Genomic DNA, 16,838 nt, shown 5'->3' with positions numbered 1-16,838 from the left:
TCCCTCCTTTCTAAAAAACAAAAAGCCAGCCCTTCATTTTGCGAGATCGCTAAAAATGAAAGACTGGCTTATAATCTGATTGATTCATTTCGGCAAGAAATGTATACAGATTTTAACAGTCAAAGTGAGTTATTCTTAATTCCTGTATCCGCCTAAAGGTAATTTAGGTCAAAGGAATTTATATATTAATATTTTACTCTATTCATAATTATTTGTAAATAGCAGATAAAAAAAGAACCAGATCTTTAAAGAACTGGTTCCAAGTTTTTTATTTATTGTAATCCTGCTTTTACCCATTCAGCTACTTGAACCGTACGTTTTGCTTGATGTTTTACTGCTGCTTCTGCATCTTCAACGATTCCTTGATCTGTTACGGTAACAGTTGTTCCGTAAGGATTTCCGCCTGCTGCGTAAATGGATTGATCAGTATAACCAGGTGCTGCAATAATTGCTCCCCAGTGCATCATTGAAGTGTAAATAGTATGGATCGTTTGTTCTTGTCCACCATGTGCATTTCCCGCAGATGCCATTGCACTTACTACTTTATTAGCTGTTTTCCCTTGTGCCCAAAAGCCGCCTAATGTATCTAAAAATTGCTTCATTTGTGAAGGGATATTACCAAATCGTGTAGGTGCACTGAAAATAATTGCATCTGCCCATTCAATATCGTTTGCCGTTACTACATCAACATTTTGAGTTTCATCGACATGTTTTTTCCAAGCTGGGTTTGATTCAATTGCTGCCGCAGGAGCTAATTCTTCTACTTTCAAAACTTTCACTTCTGCTCCCGCTTCTTTCGCAGCAGCTTCTGCCCATTTTGCCATCTGGTAGTTCGTACCAGTTGAACTATAATATACGATTGCTAAATTAACTTTAGTCATAATGATTTCTCCTTTTTTGTAATAACATTAGAAGTTGTTTATCGATTTCATTTAAAGCGAACAATTTTAATATGCTCAAAACTAAATAAGTTAATTCTTATTTCAGTTCGAAAACTTTGAATCAGAAAATCTCAACTTCGAGATAAAATATAAATAATTTTAGGATTTTTGTCAAACAATAAAGATTAACTTTAAATTAATCATTTTATAATGTGAAAAATTAATGACAGTATGAAAGCGTATTCGCAAAAAAATTCGACATATTTCTTTAATCTTTTGTGAAAATCATATAAAATAAATACGTTTGATAATACAAAGCTTTTAGGAGGCTCTTTATGGTATTTAAAAACAAAAAAGACAAATTCGCGGTGCTGTTAGGGAATATTTCGACAAATTTAAGAGAAAGCATGAATTATTTTGCAGATTATAAAATAAATAATTCGGATGATTTAAAAGTTTTTGCTCAGAAAATGAAAGAATATGAAACACAAGGAGATACATATGTACATCAAATGATATTGGAGTTGAATGATACCTTTATCACTCCGATTGAAAGAGAGGATTTATTAACGTTAACGAATAGCCTCGATGATATTCTTGATGGCTTAGAACATTGCGCATATATTTTTGAAGTATATCATATAACCGCGGCGGACAGTTATATGTATAAATTTGTCGATGCAATTAGAAATTGTACGGTTGAAATTGATAAAGCAATTGATCTAATGTTTCACAAAAAGCTTCCAAGTATGCGACCACACGCAATTAAAATTAAAGAATACGAATCCATGTGTGATGACGTTTTAAGGGAATCCATCAAGGAGCTATTCAAAAATGAAAAGGATCCTATCCGTTTAATTAAATATAAAGAGGTATATGAGGACCTTGAAGAAATCGCTGATTATTGTCAAAGTGTTGCAAACATTTTAGAAACTATAATAATGAAGAACGCATAAGGAGTCTTTTTATGGATAGTGTATTAATAATTACCATACTCATCGTTGTTTGCGCGCTGGCTTTTGATTTTATTAATGGGTTTCATGATACAGCAAATGCAATTGCTACAGCTGTTTCTACTAAAGCACTAAAACCAAGGCATGCGATTATGCTAGCAGCAATCATGAACTTTTTGGGTGCAATGACCTTTACAGGTGTTGCCAAAACGATCACGAAAGATATTGTTGATCCCTTTACACTTCCTAATGGATCAATTGTTATCCTTTCTGCCCTAATTTCAGCTATTGCTTGGAATTTGATTACATGGTATTTCGGAATTCCTAGTAGTTCATCACACGCAATTATTGGCTCTATTGCAGGTGCTGCTATTGCAGCGGCAGGATTTGCTTCATTAAACTATAAAGGCTTTATTAAAATTATTGAAGCACTGCTTTTATCACCAGTTATCGCTTTTGCTATCGGATTTATAGTTTATAGTATATTTAAAGTCGTTTTTAAAAACTTCAATTTAACGAAAACGAATAAAAGTTTTCGTCTAATACAAATTTTCACTGCTGCCCTCCAGTCCTATACACATGGTACGAATGATGCGCAAAAGGCAATGGGGATTATTACGATGGCATTAATTTCAAATGGATATTTGACTGCAGCCAATGCAGATGTTCCACTATGGGTTCAAGCGTCCTGTGCTACTGCAATGGGTCTTGGTACATCCATTGGCGGGTGGAAAATTATTAAAACTGTTGGTGGAAAAATCATGAAAATTCGCCCTATTAATGGGGTTGCAGCGGATTTAAGTTCAGCGCTGATTATTTTCGGTGCGACCTATATTCATTTACCTGTAAGTACAACACATGTCATCTCTTCCTCCATCTTAGGTGTTGGATCATCACATCGAATTAAAGGAGTAAAATGGGATACTGCCCAAAGGATGATTATTACTTGGGTAATCACATTACCTATATCTGCTTTATTAGCTGGATTAATTTATTTACTTTTAAACAGTATATTATAATTTTTTAAAATGAAAAAGCAACGAAAAATAATTTCGGTGCTTTTTTCTTTCTGTATAGTAAATTTCCCATAAAAGAATCTATGAGTATTTATCATTAATTGGTAAAACTAAAATAATCCACGTTAAAAATAAAAATTTATTGCCAAAGTTTTAAAAAACGAATAATATATTATTTGTGACAAAAATTGTTCGTGTTTCGGAGGAAAACTTTATGCTTAAGCTTTTTAAATTAAAAGAAAACGGCACAAATGTTAAAACAGAACTTATTGCCGGTTTAACTACATTTTTAACGATGGTTTATATTGTGGTCGTCAACCCGGTGATCCTCAAAGATGCAGGTGTACCATTTGATCAAGTCTTCATGGCGACGATTATTGCCGCTGTTATCGGGACATTATGGATGGCACTGTTCGCAAACTATCCAATTGCGATAGCTCCCGGAATGGGATTGAACGCCTACTTTGCCTATTCAGTCGTTGGATCTCATGGAAATATTGATTATGTCACAGCATTTTCCGCTGTTTTTGTAGCTGGTATTGTTTTCATTATTTTATCGATTACACCGTTTCGAAGTAAACTAATCGAAGCAATTCCCGTTAACTTAAAGCTTGGTATTACTGCTGGTATTGGTTTATTTATTGCTTTTATCGGATTAAGACAGACCGGTGTCATCACAGCTAGTAAGGAAAATTTAGTTCAGCTTGGTGATCTTCACAATCCTCTAACAATACTAGCTTTAGTTGGACTTGCCATTACATTAATTTTGATGGCACGCAATATTCACGGTGCATTATTTATCGGTATGATTATCACTGCAATTATTGCCTTGTTCACAGGTCAATTGTCCTTTGATAAAGGATTTGTTGGGATGCCGCATTTTCCCGAGTTTATTATTCATAATCCGATCACTGCCTTTAGCGATGTGATTCATCATAGTTTATATGCTGTTGTATTTTCCTTTTTACTCGTTACCATATTTGATACAACTGGAACGATGGTTGGAGTCGCTGAACAGGCCGGATTAATGAAAGGTAAAACGATGCCACGGGCACGAGAGGCGTTGTTATCAGACTCTATTGCAACGACCATTGGTGCTATCTTCGGAACAAGCCCAACGAGTGCATTTGTTGAATCAACATCTGGAGTTGCTGCTGGAGGAAGAACAGGATTAACAACAGTTACCGTTGCTGTACTCTTTATCATTTCTTCATTCTTTGGCCCATTAGTAAGTGCTGTATCCGGCCTTTCCGCCATCACTGCTCCCGCTTTAATTATTGTAGGTAGTATGATGATTGGCAGTGTTTCGCATATTAATTGGTCTGAACTTGATGAAGCCTTTCCTGCATTTATTATTATTTTGAGTATGCCGTTAACTTCCAGTATTGCCACAGGAATTGCATTTGGATTTATTTCTTATCCGATATTGAAAGTTGTGCGAGGAAAATGGCGTGAAGTTCACCCACTCGTTTATTTATTTGCCGTATTATTTTTCTTACAACTCGCATTTATACCTCATTGATTTCGGAATCGGCATTGAGCCGGTTCCTTTTTTTTAAAACAAAATCATAGACTTTGATACAGATTTAGAAACCGATCAAATTTGCGGGGAGACCGATCAAAATTTCTGGCACACCCATCAAATTTTTGCTTGAACCAATCATAATAAGAGTAATAGGCTGCGTATTGCCATGAAAAAACGCCTACACCACAACTGGCGTAGACGTTACAATGATTAATTATGCATTACCCATATCGATCCTAATACAATCGTAAGGGCGATGATAATACTGTAAATGATATTTCCAATTTGTACGACCGAATTATCGCTTTCTTTAATATGCATAAACATGAATAGCTGCATGCCTGCTTGTAAGAAGGCTAGAATACCGATAATCGACATAATTGTTGGTCTTGGAAGATTCGTGTGAAGAGCAACAAACATGGCTGCAATCGTCATCACTAATGATAGAAAGAAACCAACGATGTGCCCAATTGGATATTTCGAATGATGTTGTTCCATTACTGAATCAACCCTCCTAAATAAACGAACGTAAAGATAAAGATCCATACAACATCAAGGAAATGCCAGTAAAGACTGATGACGAAAAATTTTCTTGATGTTACAGGTGTTAGCCCTCTTTTTACTAATTGGATAATCAACAGAATGCCCCATAAAATCCCCATCGAAACGTGCAAACCATGTGTTCCTAGTAAAACGAAGAAGCCAGATAAGAATCCACTCGTTTGTAAAGTTGCTCCTTCATGTACATAATCGATAAACTCATGAAGCTCAAAGTAGATAAAGCCTGCACCTAATAATAGGGTAATGATAAACCATAATAGCAAGCCTTTTTTATTATTATTTCTCATTGAAAAAATCGCAAGACCACATGTGAAACTACTAACTAAAAGGAGAATAGTTTCTGTCATTACATCTTTAATTTTAAACAACTCTAATTGATCAGGTCCTCCAGCTGTTGAACCAGAAAGAACAAAATAGGTAGCGAAGAGAGTCGCGAAAAGCGCGATCTCTGCACCCAAGAAAATCCAGAAGCCAAATATATTTAATCTGCTTTGCTCAGATTGATATTCTAACGGTAAAGATGTGTCTAAATGTTCACTCATCATCTTTCACCCCTTGCTGCAAGTTCTGTACTTAATATTTCATCTACCTCAACATGGTAGCCTTCATCTTTGTCAAATGAACGCCATGCTAGACAGCCAAGGATAATAATTAATCCAATGATCGCCATCCACCACCATGAGAAGACAAGTCCAAATCCTCCGATACCGAAGCCAACAGCTGAAATAAATGGCATAGCCGTATTGTTCGGCATATGGATTGGTTTCACATCCTCTTTATTAAAGCGAGGAGTTTTGTTTTGTTTCATTTTCCAATAAGCGTCTACATCATCAACAACAGGTGCAACGGCAAAATTGTAATGTGGAACAGGAGTTGGTGTTGACCATTCTAACGTACGACCATCCCAAGGATCACCTGTAACATCACGTTCACCTTTTTTAAGACTGTAGAGAATGTTCCATACTAAGACAAGGAAGCCGATACCCATTAAGACTCCGCCGATCGTTGAAACGACGTTTAATCCTGTCCAGCCAAGACCATCTTGGTAAGTGTACATACGGCGAGTCATTCCTTTTAAACCAAGAACAAATTGCGGCAAGAAACATACGTTAAAGCCGACCATCCAGAACCAAAATGTAATTTTTCCAAGCTTTTCATTTAGCATATGCCCAAACATTTTTGGATACCAATAATGTAAACCTGCGAAACATGCAAAGGCTACACCCGGAATTAATGTGTAATGGAAGTGAGCGATTAAGAAATAACTATTATGATATTGATAATCCGCTGCTGCCATCGCTAGCATGACTCCTGTTACCCCACCAATTAAAAAGTTAGGGATGAAAGCTAATGACCAAAGCATCGCAGTTGTTAATTTTATTTTTCCTTTATACATCGTAAAGAGCCAGTTAAATAATTTCACACCTGTCGGAATTGCAATCAGCATCGTTGAAATCGAGAAGAATGAGTTAACAGCCGCTGAATTCCCCATCGTAAAGAAGTGATGCACCCATGTGAAATAACTAAATAGCGCAATAGCTAACATTGAAAAGACCATCGATTTATATCCAAATAATCGTTTCTTCGCAAATGTACTGATAATTTCTGAATAAATACCTAAAGAAGGTAATAACACAATATATACTTCTGGATGTCCCCATATCCAGAACAGATTACTCCAAAGCATTGGCATACCGCCTGATGCCATCGTAAAGAAATGAGAGCCAAATAGACGGTCAAAAGTCATTAAAGCTAAAGCAACTGTTAATACAGGGAAAGCAAAGATAATAATGATACACATAATTAATACGGACCATACGAACATTGGCATCTTCATTAATGACATACCTTTTGCTCTCATCTTAAGAATCGTCACTAAGAAGTTAATACCCGTAATAAGTGTACCGATCCCCGCAATTTGCAACGCAACTGCATAATAGTTATTTCCAACTCCAGGACTAAATTCAGTACCCGCTAATGGAAAATAGGAAGTCCATCCTGCAGTAGGTGATCCACCAATAATAAAGGAAATATTAAAGAGTGCACACCCGGCAGCAAACGTCCAAAAACTGAATGCATTAAGCATCGGATAAGCAACATCACGTGCTCCAATTTGAAGTGGAACAGCAATATTTATTAACCCCATTAAAAATGGCATTGCCATAAATAAAATCATAATCGTACCATGTGTTGTAAAAATACCATCATAGTGATTCGCATCTAATAATTTTAAGTTCGGTGCCGTCAGTTGTGCACGCATCATCAATGCATCAACACCACCACGGAAAAGCATTAATACTGCGACTAATACATACATAACACCGATCTTTTTATGATCGACAGTTGTCAACCAGTTTTGCCAAAGCCATTTCCATTTTTTAAAGTAAGTTAAGAAAAAAACGATAGCGATCATCGCAAGGGCGATTCCTGCTTCTGTTACATATATAATCGGCTCGCCGGTGACGAAAAATTCATCAAGCTTCATCCTGTTCTCCTCCAATCTTTTTAGTGTTGATGTTCTGACATGTCCATGTTCATATCCATGTCCATACCATCCATTTTATGTTGTTTTTGATTGGTTTCTTGTTTCTTCATCACACCATGTTGATGTGGTGCTTTCACCCATGGTAAATGTGTACCTGTATAAGTCATTCGTCCAACTACACCAGGTTTTAATATCTTGTTATAATCAGCTTTTGTTAATTTTGGTGCTGTTTTCTTTACGTCTTTCACCCATTTATCGAAATCTTCCTGCGTTTGGGAAAGAACTTCGAAATCCATATGGGCAAAACCTTCACCATTAAAATTAGCATTTCTTCCTAAATAGGATCCCGGTTTATCTGCAAGTAATATTAGTTCCATTGAATGATTGGGCATCGTATATTTTTGACCGCCTAATTCAGGTATCCAAAATGATGCCATCGTTCCTGCAGATGTTAATTGGAATTTAACTGGAGTACCTTTAGGAATATTCACATAGTTCACTGTTTCAATCCCTTGTTCTGGATAACTAAAAATCCATTTCCAATCTGCAGAAGTCACATTAATCGTAATTGGCTTCTTATCCTCATAGCCTTTTGGTATATCTTCTAACGCATAGTTTGCTTTAATAGTAGGAATGGCAACAGCTATAATGATGACAATTGGAATTGCCGTCCAAATAATTTCAAGCCATTTATTACCATGTTGATCAGGTGGGATATAATCCGCCGCTAAGCGTTTTTCACGATATTTGAATATCATAAAAATAAATAATCCCAAAACAACAACTAAAATAATCATCATTAACCAAAATGAATATACGATTAAATCATATTGCTTTTGTGCAACAGGGCCTTGTGGATTTAAGACTGCTATTTTACTAGTGTCACAGCCACTCAAAAGAAATATTGATGATAGGAGCATCAATACTGTTATTTTCCATGGGATATGTTTCTTTTTCACACTTTCTCTCTCCTTCCCAATCTACGAAGTATGTATAATCTTTCACAAGTAAAAGAAAATATCATCATTTATTTTTTTAAATTTGTTCTGATAAATTGTACTGCAATTTTATCCTTTTGTGCACATCTTCACAATCTCGACAATTTAAATTCATAAATACGTCATAAAAATTTCTCGGATATTTTGTTGACAACTTGAAATTAGAATTCATCTGGTAATGTTGGTTTCTATGTGGAAAATGCTTTAAACAGAGAGGAATTTAAGCGGAAAAACAAAAAAAGACTAGTGACTAAATTGCAGTTCAGTCCTAGTCCAATCAACTATTTACGAATTTCTAACAACTTTTTCTTTTCTTCCCATTCGTTTTGGTGCTTGATGGATGGATAAACCTAATGTATCCTCCATTGCTTCAAGAATCGCCTCATTCATACTTGGATGCGGGTAAGTTGGAAATAGGAAGTCTTCATCCCTTGCCACCATTTCCCCACCAATAACAGCCGTTGAAATTAGTTCAATAGCACCCTCACCAATGATGTGCGTACCTAGTATTCTATTCGTTTCTTCATCAATGACAACTTTTGCCAATCCATCCCGATTTCCTGATAGCATGGCAAATCCGCTGCCGGAAAGTTGATAACGGCCTATTTTTACTGGATAACCAGCTGCCTTTGCCTGTTCCTCGGAAAATCCTGCATATGCAATTGGAGGTACAGAGTGTACAACCTCAGGCATCCATGTTAAATCGATTTCACTTTTTCCTCCAGCAATGATTTCGGCGACTGCTTTTCCTTGTTTGATTGCTTTAGCAGCAAGAAATGGGCCCCCTGACACATCTCCAATTGCGAATATATGATCCATATTCGTTTTCCCAATACGGTCACAAACAATAAAACCGTTATTATCGATCGCTAAACCCATTCTTTCCAATCCGAGTTCATTCGTATTCCCTTTAGCCTCCTCTTCAATATAAATAGCATTCGAATGAATCATCACTGTTTCATCTTTATGATTTGTAAACGTACAGTCTACTCCAAACTCATTTTCCGAAAAGTGAAGAGATTTCGCATTAGGATATAATGATATTTTTCTTTTTTTCAATTGTCTCTTTAGTTCTTTAAGAATGTCTTGATCAAATGAAAAATCATTATTTTCTTCTAAAATAATACTAACCTTCGTCCCTAGTAAACTATAAGCAAACGCTGCTTCTAAAATAATATAGTCCGAACCAACTAACAGTAATTGTTCCGGGATCGTGTCCACTTGAAATAACTCCCTGGAATTCAACTGATAGTTAGCACTCACTTTATGACTTCCCGCTTTTGTACCCGTAGCAATAATGGCCTGTTCAAAATTAACAACTTCATAATGATGGCCATTTTCTATTCCAATTTTATTAGCTGAAATAAATGACGCACTTCCATACATGACTTCAATCTTATTCGCCTTACAAAGCGATTCGATCCCCATTCTTAGTTGGGAAATTAATTTTTCCTTATAGGCAAGGAATGTTGCAAAATCAAATTTTTTCATTTCGAATTTATAGCCTATTTCGGTAAGGTGCTCCCAAGCATTCGCCTGTTTGGCTGTGTGTACAAATGCTTTCGATGGGATGCATCCTTCATGCAAACAAATTCCGCCAAGTTTTTTCTGTTCAATTAATAGAACATCTTTCCCTAATTGTGCAGCACGAATCGCCGCAGTGTACCCGCCTGGCCCACCGCCAATGACCACTATTTCTTTTTCTTGTGCAATTTCCCCTACGACCATCCTACGTCATCTCCAATAACATTCTTGTTGGATTCTCTATTAATTGAACAAATTCATTTGTAAAACGAACAGCGGTTGCCCCGTCTGCCACACGATGATCAAAGGACATTGATAGATTCATCATGCTGCGAATAACTATTTCATCATTTATGACAACTGGCTTCTTTTTTGTTTTATGAAAGGAAATTAATGCTGTTTGCGGATAATTAATTATCGGTGTTGCACCGATTCCGCCTAATGGACCGACATTGCTAATTGTAAATGTTCCGTTTGAAATATCGGCTTTTGTTAGTGTGTTGTTTTGTGCTTTTTCAATCGCAATTTTCATTTCATCCTGGATCGTTTTCACAGTTTTTTGTTCCACATTTCGAATGACAGGAACAATCAAGCCATCCTCCGCATCAACTGCGACACCAATGTTATACTCTTTCTTAAGCCTGATCACCCCGTGATCTTCGTCTAATACAGAATTAAAAATTGGATACTTCATCAATGTGAGTTGAATGGCTTTTATAAAGAAAGCTGCAACTGATATATTTATTCCATCTTCCTTACATTGTTGTTTGCAATCGAGGAGGTTGGTCATATCCACCTCTTCAAAATGGGTAACATGTGGAATGGTAAATAGGGATTTACTCATAAGAGAAGCGATTTGTTTTCTTCGCCCTTTAAATGGTATTTCATCGCTCTCAACTGCATTTTTTATTACTTCTTTAATTGGAGCCGCTATCGGTTCTACAGCTTTTTTTCCATAGTTATATACATCCTTATCTGTAATTCTGCCTGCAGGCCCGGTCCCGTTAATCTTTTCGATATCAATCCCTAACTCACGAGCTATTTTTCTAGTATATGGTGCAGCTAAAATCATTCGGTTTGTTTTTTCTACTTTGTTCCTATTACTTGATACAGTAACTTCTTGCTGAACATGTTTCGTTTGGCCTGATTCGATAATTAATATTGTTGTACCGACTGGAACAAGTGTCCCTTCGTTTACGAGAATTTCCTTTACTATTCCTGTAGTCGGTGAAGGAAGCTCTGCCGTCATTTTATCCGTTTGGACTTCCACTAAAGGTTGATCACTTTGTACCGGGTCTCCTACTTTAACCAAGTACGATACGATTTCCCCTTCCGTCATCCCTTCCCCGATATCATGAAGTTTGACCTCTACCAATTCTGTCACCTACTTTCCTTATAAACTTTTAAAAGTTAATTGCCTTTTTAATCCCTTCAATAATTCTATTTTCATCAGGTAGATAATGTTTTTCTAAAGTATAAAATGGAACAGGCACATCAAATCCGGTTACACGTTGAATTGGTGCCTTCAAATATAAAAACGAAGTGTCTTGAATTAATGAGAGAATGTCTGCTCCCAATCCACTTGTCGCATGTGCCTCGTGAACAATTACGGCTCTTCCTGTATTTTGCACAGATTCTGATATGGTTTCGCGATCGAGCGGATATAATGTTCGTAAATCAATGACTTCACAATGGATATTTTGTTCTTTTACTTTTTCAGCCGCCTTCATGGCTAACGGAATCATAGCTCCCCATGCAATAACGGTAACATCTTCCCCTTCTTTTAAACGATTTGCTTTCCCAATGTCAACTGTGTATCTTTCAGTAGGGACTTCATCTTTAAATGCACGGTAGGAACGCATCGGTTCTAAAAATAAAACAGGATCAGGATCTTCTATACTTGCTATTAATAATCCTTTTGCATCATAAGGATTGGATGGACAAACGACCTTTATTCCTGGCATATGTGTAAATATTGCCTCTACACTGTCGGAATGTATTTCAGGTGCCTTTACTCCGGCACCATATGGGGCACGAATGACCATTGGTACGTGAAAACGACCCATCGTTCTCATTCTGATTCTTGTTGCATGGCTCATGATTTGTTCAAATGCTGGATAAATAAAGCCTAAAAACTGCATCTCTACTACTGGAAGAAAACCGTTAATGGCAAGGCCAATTGCGGTACCGACAATCCCCGCTTCACTTAATGGTGTATCGATTACTCGATCTTCTCCGAATTCTTGTTGCAGCCCCTCCGTTGCGCGAAAAACGCCACCATTTTTGCCAACATCCTCCCCTAATATAAGGACTTCCTCTTGATCTTTCATTACTGTTCGAAGACCATCTGTTACAGCTTGCACTAATGACAACTTTTGCGTTTTTGCTGCAATGACACTCATTGATTCACACCTCGCAAAAATTCATAATATTGGTCCCTTTGGTCCTTTATCGTCCAGGTTGGCTCAGCAAATACATGAGCAAATAGATCATCCACGTTTGGTTCGGGAAAACTCTCCATTTCTTCTATTGCTTTTTCAATTATTTTTCCCGCTTTAGAAACGATTTCTTCCTTCCAAGTCTCATCCCAAATTCCTTCATTTTTCATGTATCTTTCTAATCGTATGATTGGGTCCCCGTTTTCCCGCCTTTTTTCACTACTATTTTGATCCCGATATTTTGTTGGATCGTCTGCTGTCGTATGTGCTCCATATCTCCATGTCACCGCTTCAATTAGTGTTGGTCCTTCCCCACGTCTTGCGCGGTCCAATGCTTTTTTCGTTTCAAAATAAACGGCAAAAATATCATTTCCGTCAAGACGTACACCAGGGATACTGTAAGCTACTGATTTTTGCGCAATCGTTTCAGAATTCATTTGCTTTTCAATCGGAACCGAAATTGCATATTGATTATTTTGATTAAAAAAGACAACAGGTGCTTTAAAAACGCTGGCAAAATTCAATCCTTCATGGAAATCTCCTTCAGATGTTGCCCCGTCTCCAAAATATACAATGGCAGCATTGTTCGTTCCTTTTCTTTTTTCAGCCATTGCAGCCCCTGTTGCATGAAGAAGTTGGGTTGCAATGGGAACAGCAGGTGGGAAAATCTTTTTCCCTTCCGGCGGGACACATCCTTCTACTCTACCATTCCAGTATAGAAGGATCGTTTTTAATGAATGGCCAAAGGTAATGCTTGCTGCATGATCACGATAAGTGGGGAAAAGCCAGTCATTCGGTTGTAAGGCGAGGGCACTGCCGACCTGTGCGGCTTCCTGCCCCTCAAATGGGGCATATGTGCCTAATCTTCCTTGCCTTTGAAGGCTAATTGCTTTTCGATCAAATGCGCGAACAAGGGTCAATCTTTCATATAATTCTTTAATAAAATCTAGTGAAAGCGCTTTCGAAATTTCGAAGTTTAATAGATTCCCATTTCCATCAAGATAACGAATCATTTGAAATTGCTCCATTTATTCGTCCTCCTTGTCGTCTCATTTCCAAATACAAACTTAATGCCGTATTTCCCATTTTGGCCGTTTATGATGCGAAAAGAAACTGTTTCTGTTTTTTCTTATTTCAATTTTTTCCTCGCAAAATTGATTTGCTGATTCGATTGTTGAAATATTTTTATTTTCGGCATTTCGGTATATTTCTAGCAAAGAATTATAGATTGCTTTCGTTTTTCTCATGACTCTATTTTTATTTGGACCGTAAAGCTCATCTGATACTTGAATAAGCCCACCCGCATTAACGATATAATCTGGTGCATACAAAATATTTTTCTTTTTAAGAAGATCTCCATGATGATCATCTAGTAACTGATTATTTGCTGATCCGACAATGGCTTTAACTTTTAGTAAATCAATCGTTTCGTCGTTAATAATTCCTCCAAGCGCACATGGGACAAAAGCATCTGCCTCTACAGCATAAATATCATTTCCCGACACTACTTTTACATTTTTGTTACCGATCTCATTTGCACGTTTTAAAAGGGCATCAATTACCTCTGAATTGATATCTGTTACATAAAGCGAGGCACCGGCTGCAAGCAATGTTTCTGCTACTTTAAAGCCGACCTTGCCTAAACCTTGAATGGAATAGGTTTTATCACCAATTTCATTGGAACCATAAAGTGTTTCATTTGTAGCTCTTATTCCGTAAATAACGCCTTGTGCTGTTGGTATGGAAGAATCGCCACTCCCACCATATTCCTCCGGTAATCCGACGATACAGTTTGTTTCTTTCATCGCATGCACAAAATCCTCTGGTGTTGTCCCCATATCTGTCCCTGTGTAATAACGACCATTTAAGGAATCAATGTATTGACCTAATGACCTGAATAATTCCGGCGTTTTATCTTTAACAGGGTCACCGATAATGACCGTTTTGCCACCACCGAAATCTACATCAGCAGCTACACACTTATATGTCATACCTTTCGAAAGACGAAGTGCGTCATTTAACGCATGCTCAAATGTTTGATAGGGATACATGCGGCAGCCTCCTGTTGCGGGTCCAAGTGTAGTATTATGTATCGCAATAATTGCTTTCAATCCTGTTCTGGGATCGTTACAAATAACAACTTGTTCATGATTATAAATTTTTTGAAAAAAATCCATGCTCGAATCTCCTCTCTAGAAGTTCATATTACGCTTCTGAGACTTTTTTTGAATTATTGATCATCTGTGTAATTTTTTCTTTTGGCAAAATGACTTGTTTTACTTCTCCGTGGCCAATTAACCCTTGATCATTCCATGCTTCCGTCCTTGTGATGACTATATTATTCTTTAATTCTATTAACGTCGCTTTTACTTTTACTCTCGTTTTTGATGTAGTAGGGGCAATATGTTTAATACTGACTGCCCCGCCCATTCCTTCTTCATGTGCTTCTAAGTAAGGAAGGATAATTTTCCTTGAAACCCATTCCATATGATAAACCATTGATACAGTAGAATATGCCTCATGTACTACCTTCCCTTCAAAACCAGCAAACATATCCGGTGTTACCTCGAATTCAATCGTTGCCGTTTGCCCGATTTCCATGCCTTCCTTCAATTCAAAAGCACCTCCCCTTTGATTAGTCTATGGAAAGAAGTGTTTTATCACTCAACATCGTTTCACCACGGATTTTCTGAAACTCTTTCATTAATAAATCAATAGTTAGTTTCTTCTTCTCCTCTTCCTTCACTTCAAGAATGATTTGTCCTTTATCCATCATAATTAGGCGATTTCCTAAATCAAGTGCCTGCTGCATATTATGGGTGACCATAATCGTCGTTAACTGATCTTTTTCCACTAATTCCTTCGTTAAATCGGTAATTAGTCTTGCACGTGAAGGGTCAAGTGCTGCTGTATGTTCATCTAATAATAAAATGGATGGTTGTGTAAAAGTAGCCATTAACAATGACAGTGCCTGCCGCTCTCCACCTGAAAGGAGACCAACTTTAGCATTTAAGCGGTTTTCTAAATTTAAATGTAGTGTTTTTAACGATTCTTTAAAAAATTCTTTTCTACTCTTATCCACCCCTTTTCTTAATGCACGGGATTTATTGCGTGAAAACGCCATTGCAAGATTTTCTTCAATCGTCATCGATGGTGCTGTACCGGCCATTGGATCTTGAAATACTCTGCCGATAAATTTTGAACGTTTAAACTCTGGCAATCTCGTGACATCTTTATTTTCAATTTGTATCTTTCCAACATCTGGTGACAGGACGCCTGAAATCATATTCATCAATGTAGATTTACCGGCGCCATTGCTCCCAATTACTGTTACAAAATCGCCTTTTTCTAATGTTAAATTGATTTGATCCAAAGCAATTTTCTCATCTGACGTTCCCTCATTAAAAATCTTGTTAATCTGTTGGAGGTGGAGCAATGTCATCACCTTTCTTTATCGTAATTAATTCAGAATACCTTTTTGCTTTACGACGTTTTTCTCGTTGCTTTTCAAGTATTTTTGGAAAAACTAATGCCAATGTCACGATAATTGCCGTAATTAATTTCATATCACCTGTATCCAAAAATTTAATCCTAAGTGCTAAACCAAGAATCACCCGGTAAATAATGGCCCCTGCAATCACCGCAAATGTTGTTCTAACAATCGTTTTTGTACCGAATATAGCTTCGCCGATAATAACTGAGGCAAGACCGACAATAATCATCCCAATTCCTAAATTAATATCCGAAAACTTTGCGTATTGTGCAATTAATGCACCAGATAGCGCAACCAATGCATTCGAAATTCCTAATCCTAAAATAATTAATGAATCCGTATTCGCTGAAAGGCTGCGAATCATTTTTTGATTATCACCTGTAGCACGTAAGGCAAGACCAACTTCAGTTTGTAAAAATCGATCAGTAATCCATTTGATGATTAATGTAATGATGAACATGAAAATGACAATTCCCCATGTAGAAGGTAAGTATTGAACACCTGTGAATCCAATGATTTTATTCAACCATTGATCAATTCCTAAAGGCTGCCAAAAATGAGTAAACTTCGTTAATAACGTTTCTGAATTTAATAGCGGGATATTCGGTCTACCTACAGATGTATCAGACGATGTTCCCATAATACGTAAGTTAATGGAGTAGAGGGCAATCATCATTAAAATTCCAGATAGTAGTGGATTGATTTTCCCTTTCGTATGTAAAACGCCAGTAATACAGCCAGCTATAAAACCAGCAACAATTGCCGCAAGTGTTGCCAAGATTGGATTATAGCCTAAAACAATCATCGTTGCAGCAACCGAACTTCCAGTAACGAAACTTCCATCTACTGTAAGGTCTGGAAAATCAAGCACTCGGAATGAAAGAAATACTCCAAGTGCCATGATTGCATAGATGATTCCTTGCTCTACAGAGCCAAAAATAGTCGCAAACATTGAATCATCTCC

General features: G+C 37.1%; 16 protein-coding genes. 3 read left to right on the top strand and 13 right to left on the bottom strand.

The genetic code is table 11. The annotated features are described in order from the left end of the window. Nucleotides 1–272: 272 nt before the first annotated feature. On the bottom strand, nucleotides 273–881 hold the full coding sequence (gene wrbA, locus MKY81_RS10915) for an NAD(P)H:quinone oxidoreductase (RefSeq protein WP_108071915.1): 609 nt from the start codon (nucleotides 879–881) through the stop codon (nucleotides 273–275). A gap of 335 nt (nucleotides 882–1,216) precedes the next feature. Between wrbA and MKY81_RS10910 the strand changes: the two genes are divergently transcribed. The 3 genes from MKY81_RS10910 to MKY81_RS10900 all read left to right on the top strand — a co-directional run bounded on the left by MKY81_RS10910 (nucleotide 1,217) and on the right by MKY81_RS10900 (nucleotide 4,372). Further along, nucleotides 1,217–1,837 (top strand): DUF47 domain-containing protein, encoded by a 621-nt coding sequence (locus MKY81_RS10910; protein WP_108071917.1) that lies wholly within the window; start codon nucleotides 1,217–1,219, stop codon nucleotides 1,835–1,837. Between the two features lie 11 nt (nucleotides 1,838–1,848). After that, a complete protein-coding gene (locus MKY81_RS10905; RefSeq protein WP_341117779.1) occupies nucleotides 1,849–2,853 on the top strand; it encodes an inorganic phosphate transporter in 1,005 nt (334 codons plus the stop codon). A 211-nt stretch (nucleotides 2,854–3,064) separates the two neighbouring features. After that, a complete protein-coding gene (locus MKY81_RS10900; RefSeq protein ID WP_341117778.1) occupies nucleotides 3,065–4,372 on the top strand; it encodes an NCS2 family permease in 1,308 nt (435 codons plus the stop codon). A 213-nt stretch (nucleotides 4,373–4,585) separates the two neighbouring features. On the opposite strand, the gene qoxD is transcribed toward MKY81_RS10900, so the two are convergent. The 12 genes from qoxD to MKY81_RS10840 form a co-directional block, all read right to left on the bottom strand. Beyond that, nucleotides 4,586–4,873, bottom strand: coding sequence for a cytochrome aa3 quinol oxidase subunit IV (qoxD, locus tag MKY81_RS10895; protein WP_066233724.1), 288 nt, complete (start codon nucleotides 4,871–4,873; stop codon nucleotides 4,586–4,588). Next, a complete protein-coding gene (qoxC, locus tag MKY81_RS10890; RefSeq protein ID WP_425319829.1) occupies nucleotides 4,873–5,481 on the bottom strand; it encodes a cytochrome aa3 quinol oxidase subunit III in 609 nt (202 codons plus the stop codon). The genes qoxD and qoxC overlap by 1 nt, the downstream gene beginning before the upstream one ends. Continuing rightward, nucleotides 5,478–7,421 carry a cytochrome aa3 quinol oxidase subunit I gene (gene qoxB / locus MKY81_RS10885; protein WP_108071925.1) on the bottom strand — a complete coding sequence of 648 codons (1,944 nt, stop codon included), beginning with the start codon at nucleotides 7,419–7,421 and terminating at the stop codon, nucleotides 5,478–5,480. The genes qoxC and qoxB overlap by 4 nt, the downstream gene beginning before the upstream one ends. Before the next feature lie 20 nt (nucleotides 7,422–7,441). Then, complete coding sequence (gene qoxA, locus MKY81_RS10880) at nucleotides 7,442–8,380, bottom strand: cytochrome aa3 quinol oxidase subunit II (RefSeq protein WP_066233714.1); 939 nt, start codon at nucleotides 8,378–8,380, stop codon at nucleotides 7,442–7,444. Nucleotides 8,381–8,704: 324 nt separating this feature from the next. Further along, entirely contained in the window at nucleotides 8,705–10,147 is a 1,443-nt protein-coding gene (locus tag MKY81_RS10875; RefSeq protein ID WP_108071927.1) for a dihydrolipoyl dehydrogenase family protein, read from the bottom strand. Nucleotide 10,148: 1 nt separating this feature from the next. Beyond that, entirely contained in the window at nucleotides 10,149–11,318 is a 1,170-nt protein-coding gene (locus MKY81_RS10870; protein WP_341118769.1) for a dihydrolipoamide acetyltransferase family protein, read from the bottom strand. A 28-nt stretch (nucleotides 11,319–11,346) separates the two neighbouring features. Next, the gene (locus tag MKY81_RS10865; protein WP_107920839.1) at nucleotides 11,347–12,345 is read right to left on the bottom strand and encodes an alpha-ketoacid dehydrogenase subunit beta; all 999 of its coding nucleotides are present in this window, start codon (nucleotides 12,343–12,345) and stop codon (nucleotides 11,347–11,349) included. Continuing rightward, the gene (pdhA, locus tag MKY81_RS10860; RefSeq protein WP_066227631.1) at nucleotides 12,342–13,409 is read right to left on the bottom strand and encodes a pyruvate dehydrogenase (acetyl-transferring) E1 component subunit alpha; all 1,068 of its coding nucleotides are present in this window, start codon (nucleotides 13,407–13,409) and stop codon (nucleotides 12,342–12,344) included. The genes MKY81_RS10865 and pdhA overlap by 4 nt, the downstream gene beginning before the upstream one ends. Before the next feature lie 39 nt (nucleotides 13,410–13,448). Beyond that, the gene (locus MKY81_RS10855; RefSeq protein WP_341117773.1) at nucleotides 13,449–14,558 is read right to left on the bottom strand and encodes a Leu/Phe/Val dehydrogenase; all 1,110 of its coding nucleotides are present in this window, start codon (nucleotides 14,556–14,558) and stop codon (nucleotides 13,449–13,451) included. A 28-nt stretch (nucleotides 14,559–14,586) separates the two neighbouring features. Further along, the gene (locus MKY81_RS10850; protein WP_108071935.1) at nucleotides 14,587–14,994 is read right to left on the bottom strand and encodes a thioesterase family protein; all 408 of its coding nucleotides are present in this window, start codon (nucleotides 14,992–14,994) and stop codon (nucleotides 14,587–14,589) included. A gap of 22 nt (nucleotides 14,995–15,016) precedes the next feature. Further along, complete coding sequence (locus MKY81_RS10845; RefSeq protein ID WP_108071937.1) at nucleotides 15,017–15,817, bottom strand: ABC transporter ATP-binding protein; 801 nt, start codon at nucleotides 15,815–15,817, stop codon at nucleotides 15,017–15,019. Next, complete coding sequence (locus tag MKY81_RS10840) at nucleotides 15,795–16,826, bottom strand: ABC transporter permease (protein WP_066227616.1); 1,032 nt, start codon at nucleotides 16,824–16,826, stop codon at nucleotides 15,795–15,797. The genes MKY81_RS10845 and MKY81_RS10840 overlap by 23 nt, the downstream gene beginning before the upstream one ends. Nucleotides 16,827–16,838: the final 12 nt, after the last annotated feature.

Source organism: Heyndrickxia sp. FSL W8-0423, from assembly GCF_038009395.1.
Lineage (GTDB): Bacteria > Bacillota > Bacilli > Bacillales > Bacillaceae_C > Heyndrickxia > Heyndrickxia sporothermodurans.
Note: the sequence above shows the minus strand (reverse complement) of the source record. Positions and strands in the feature narration are given on the sequence as shown.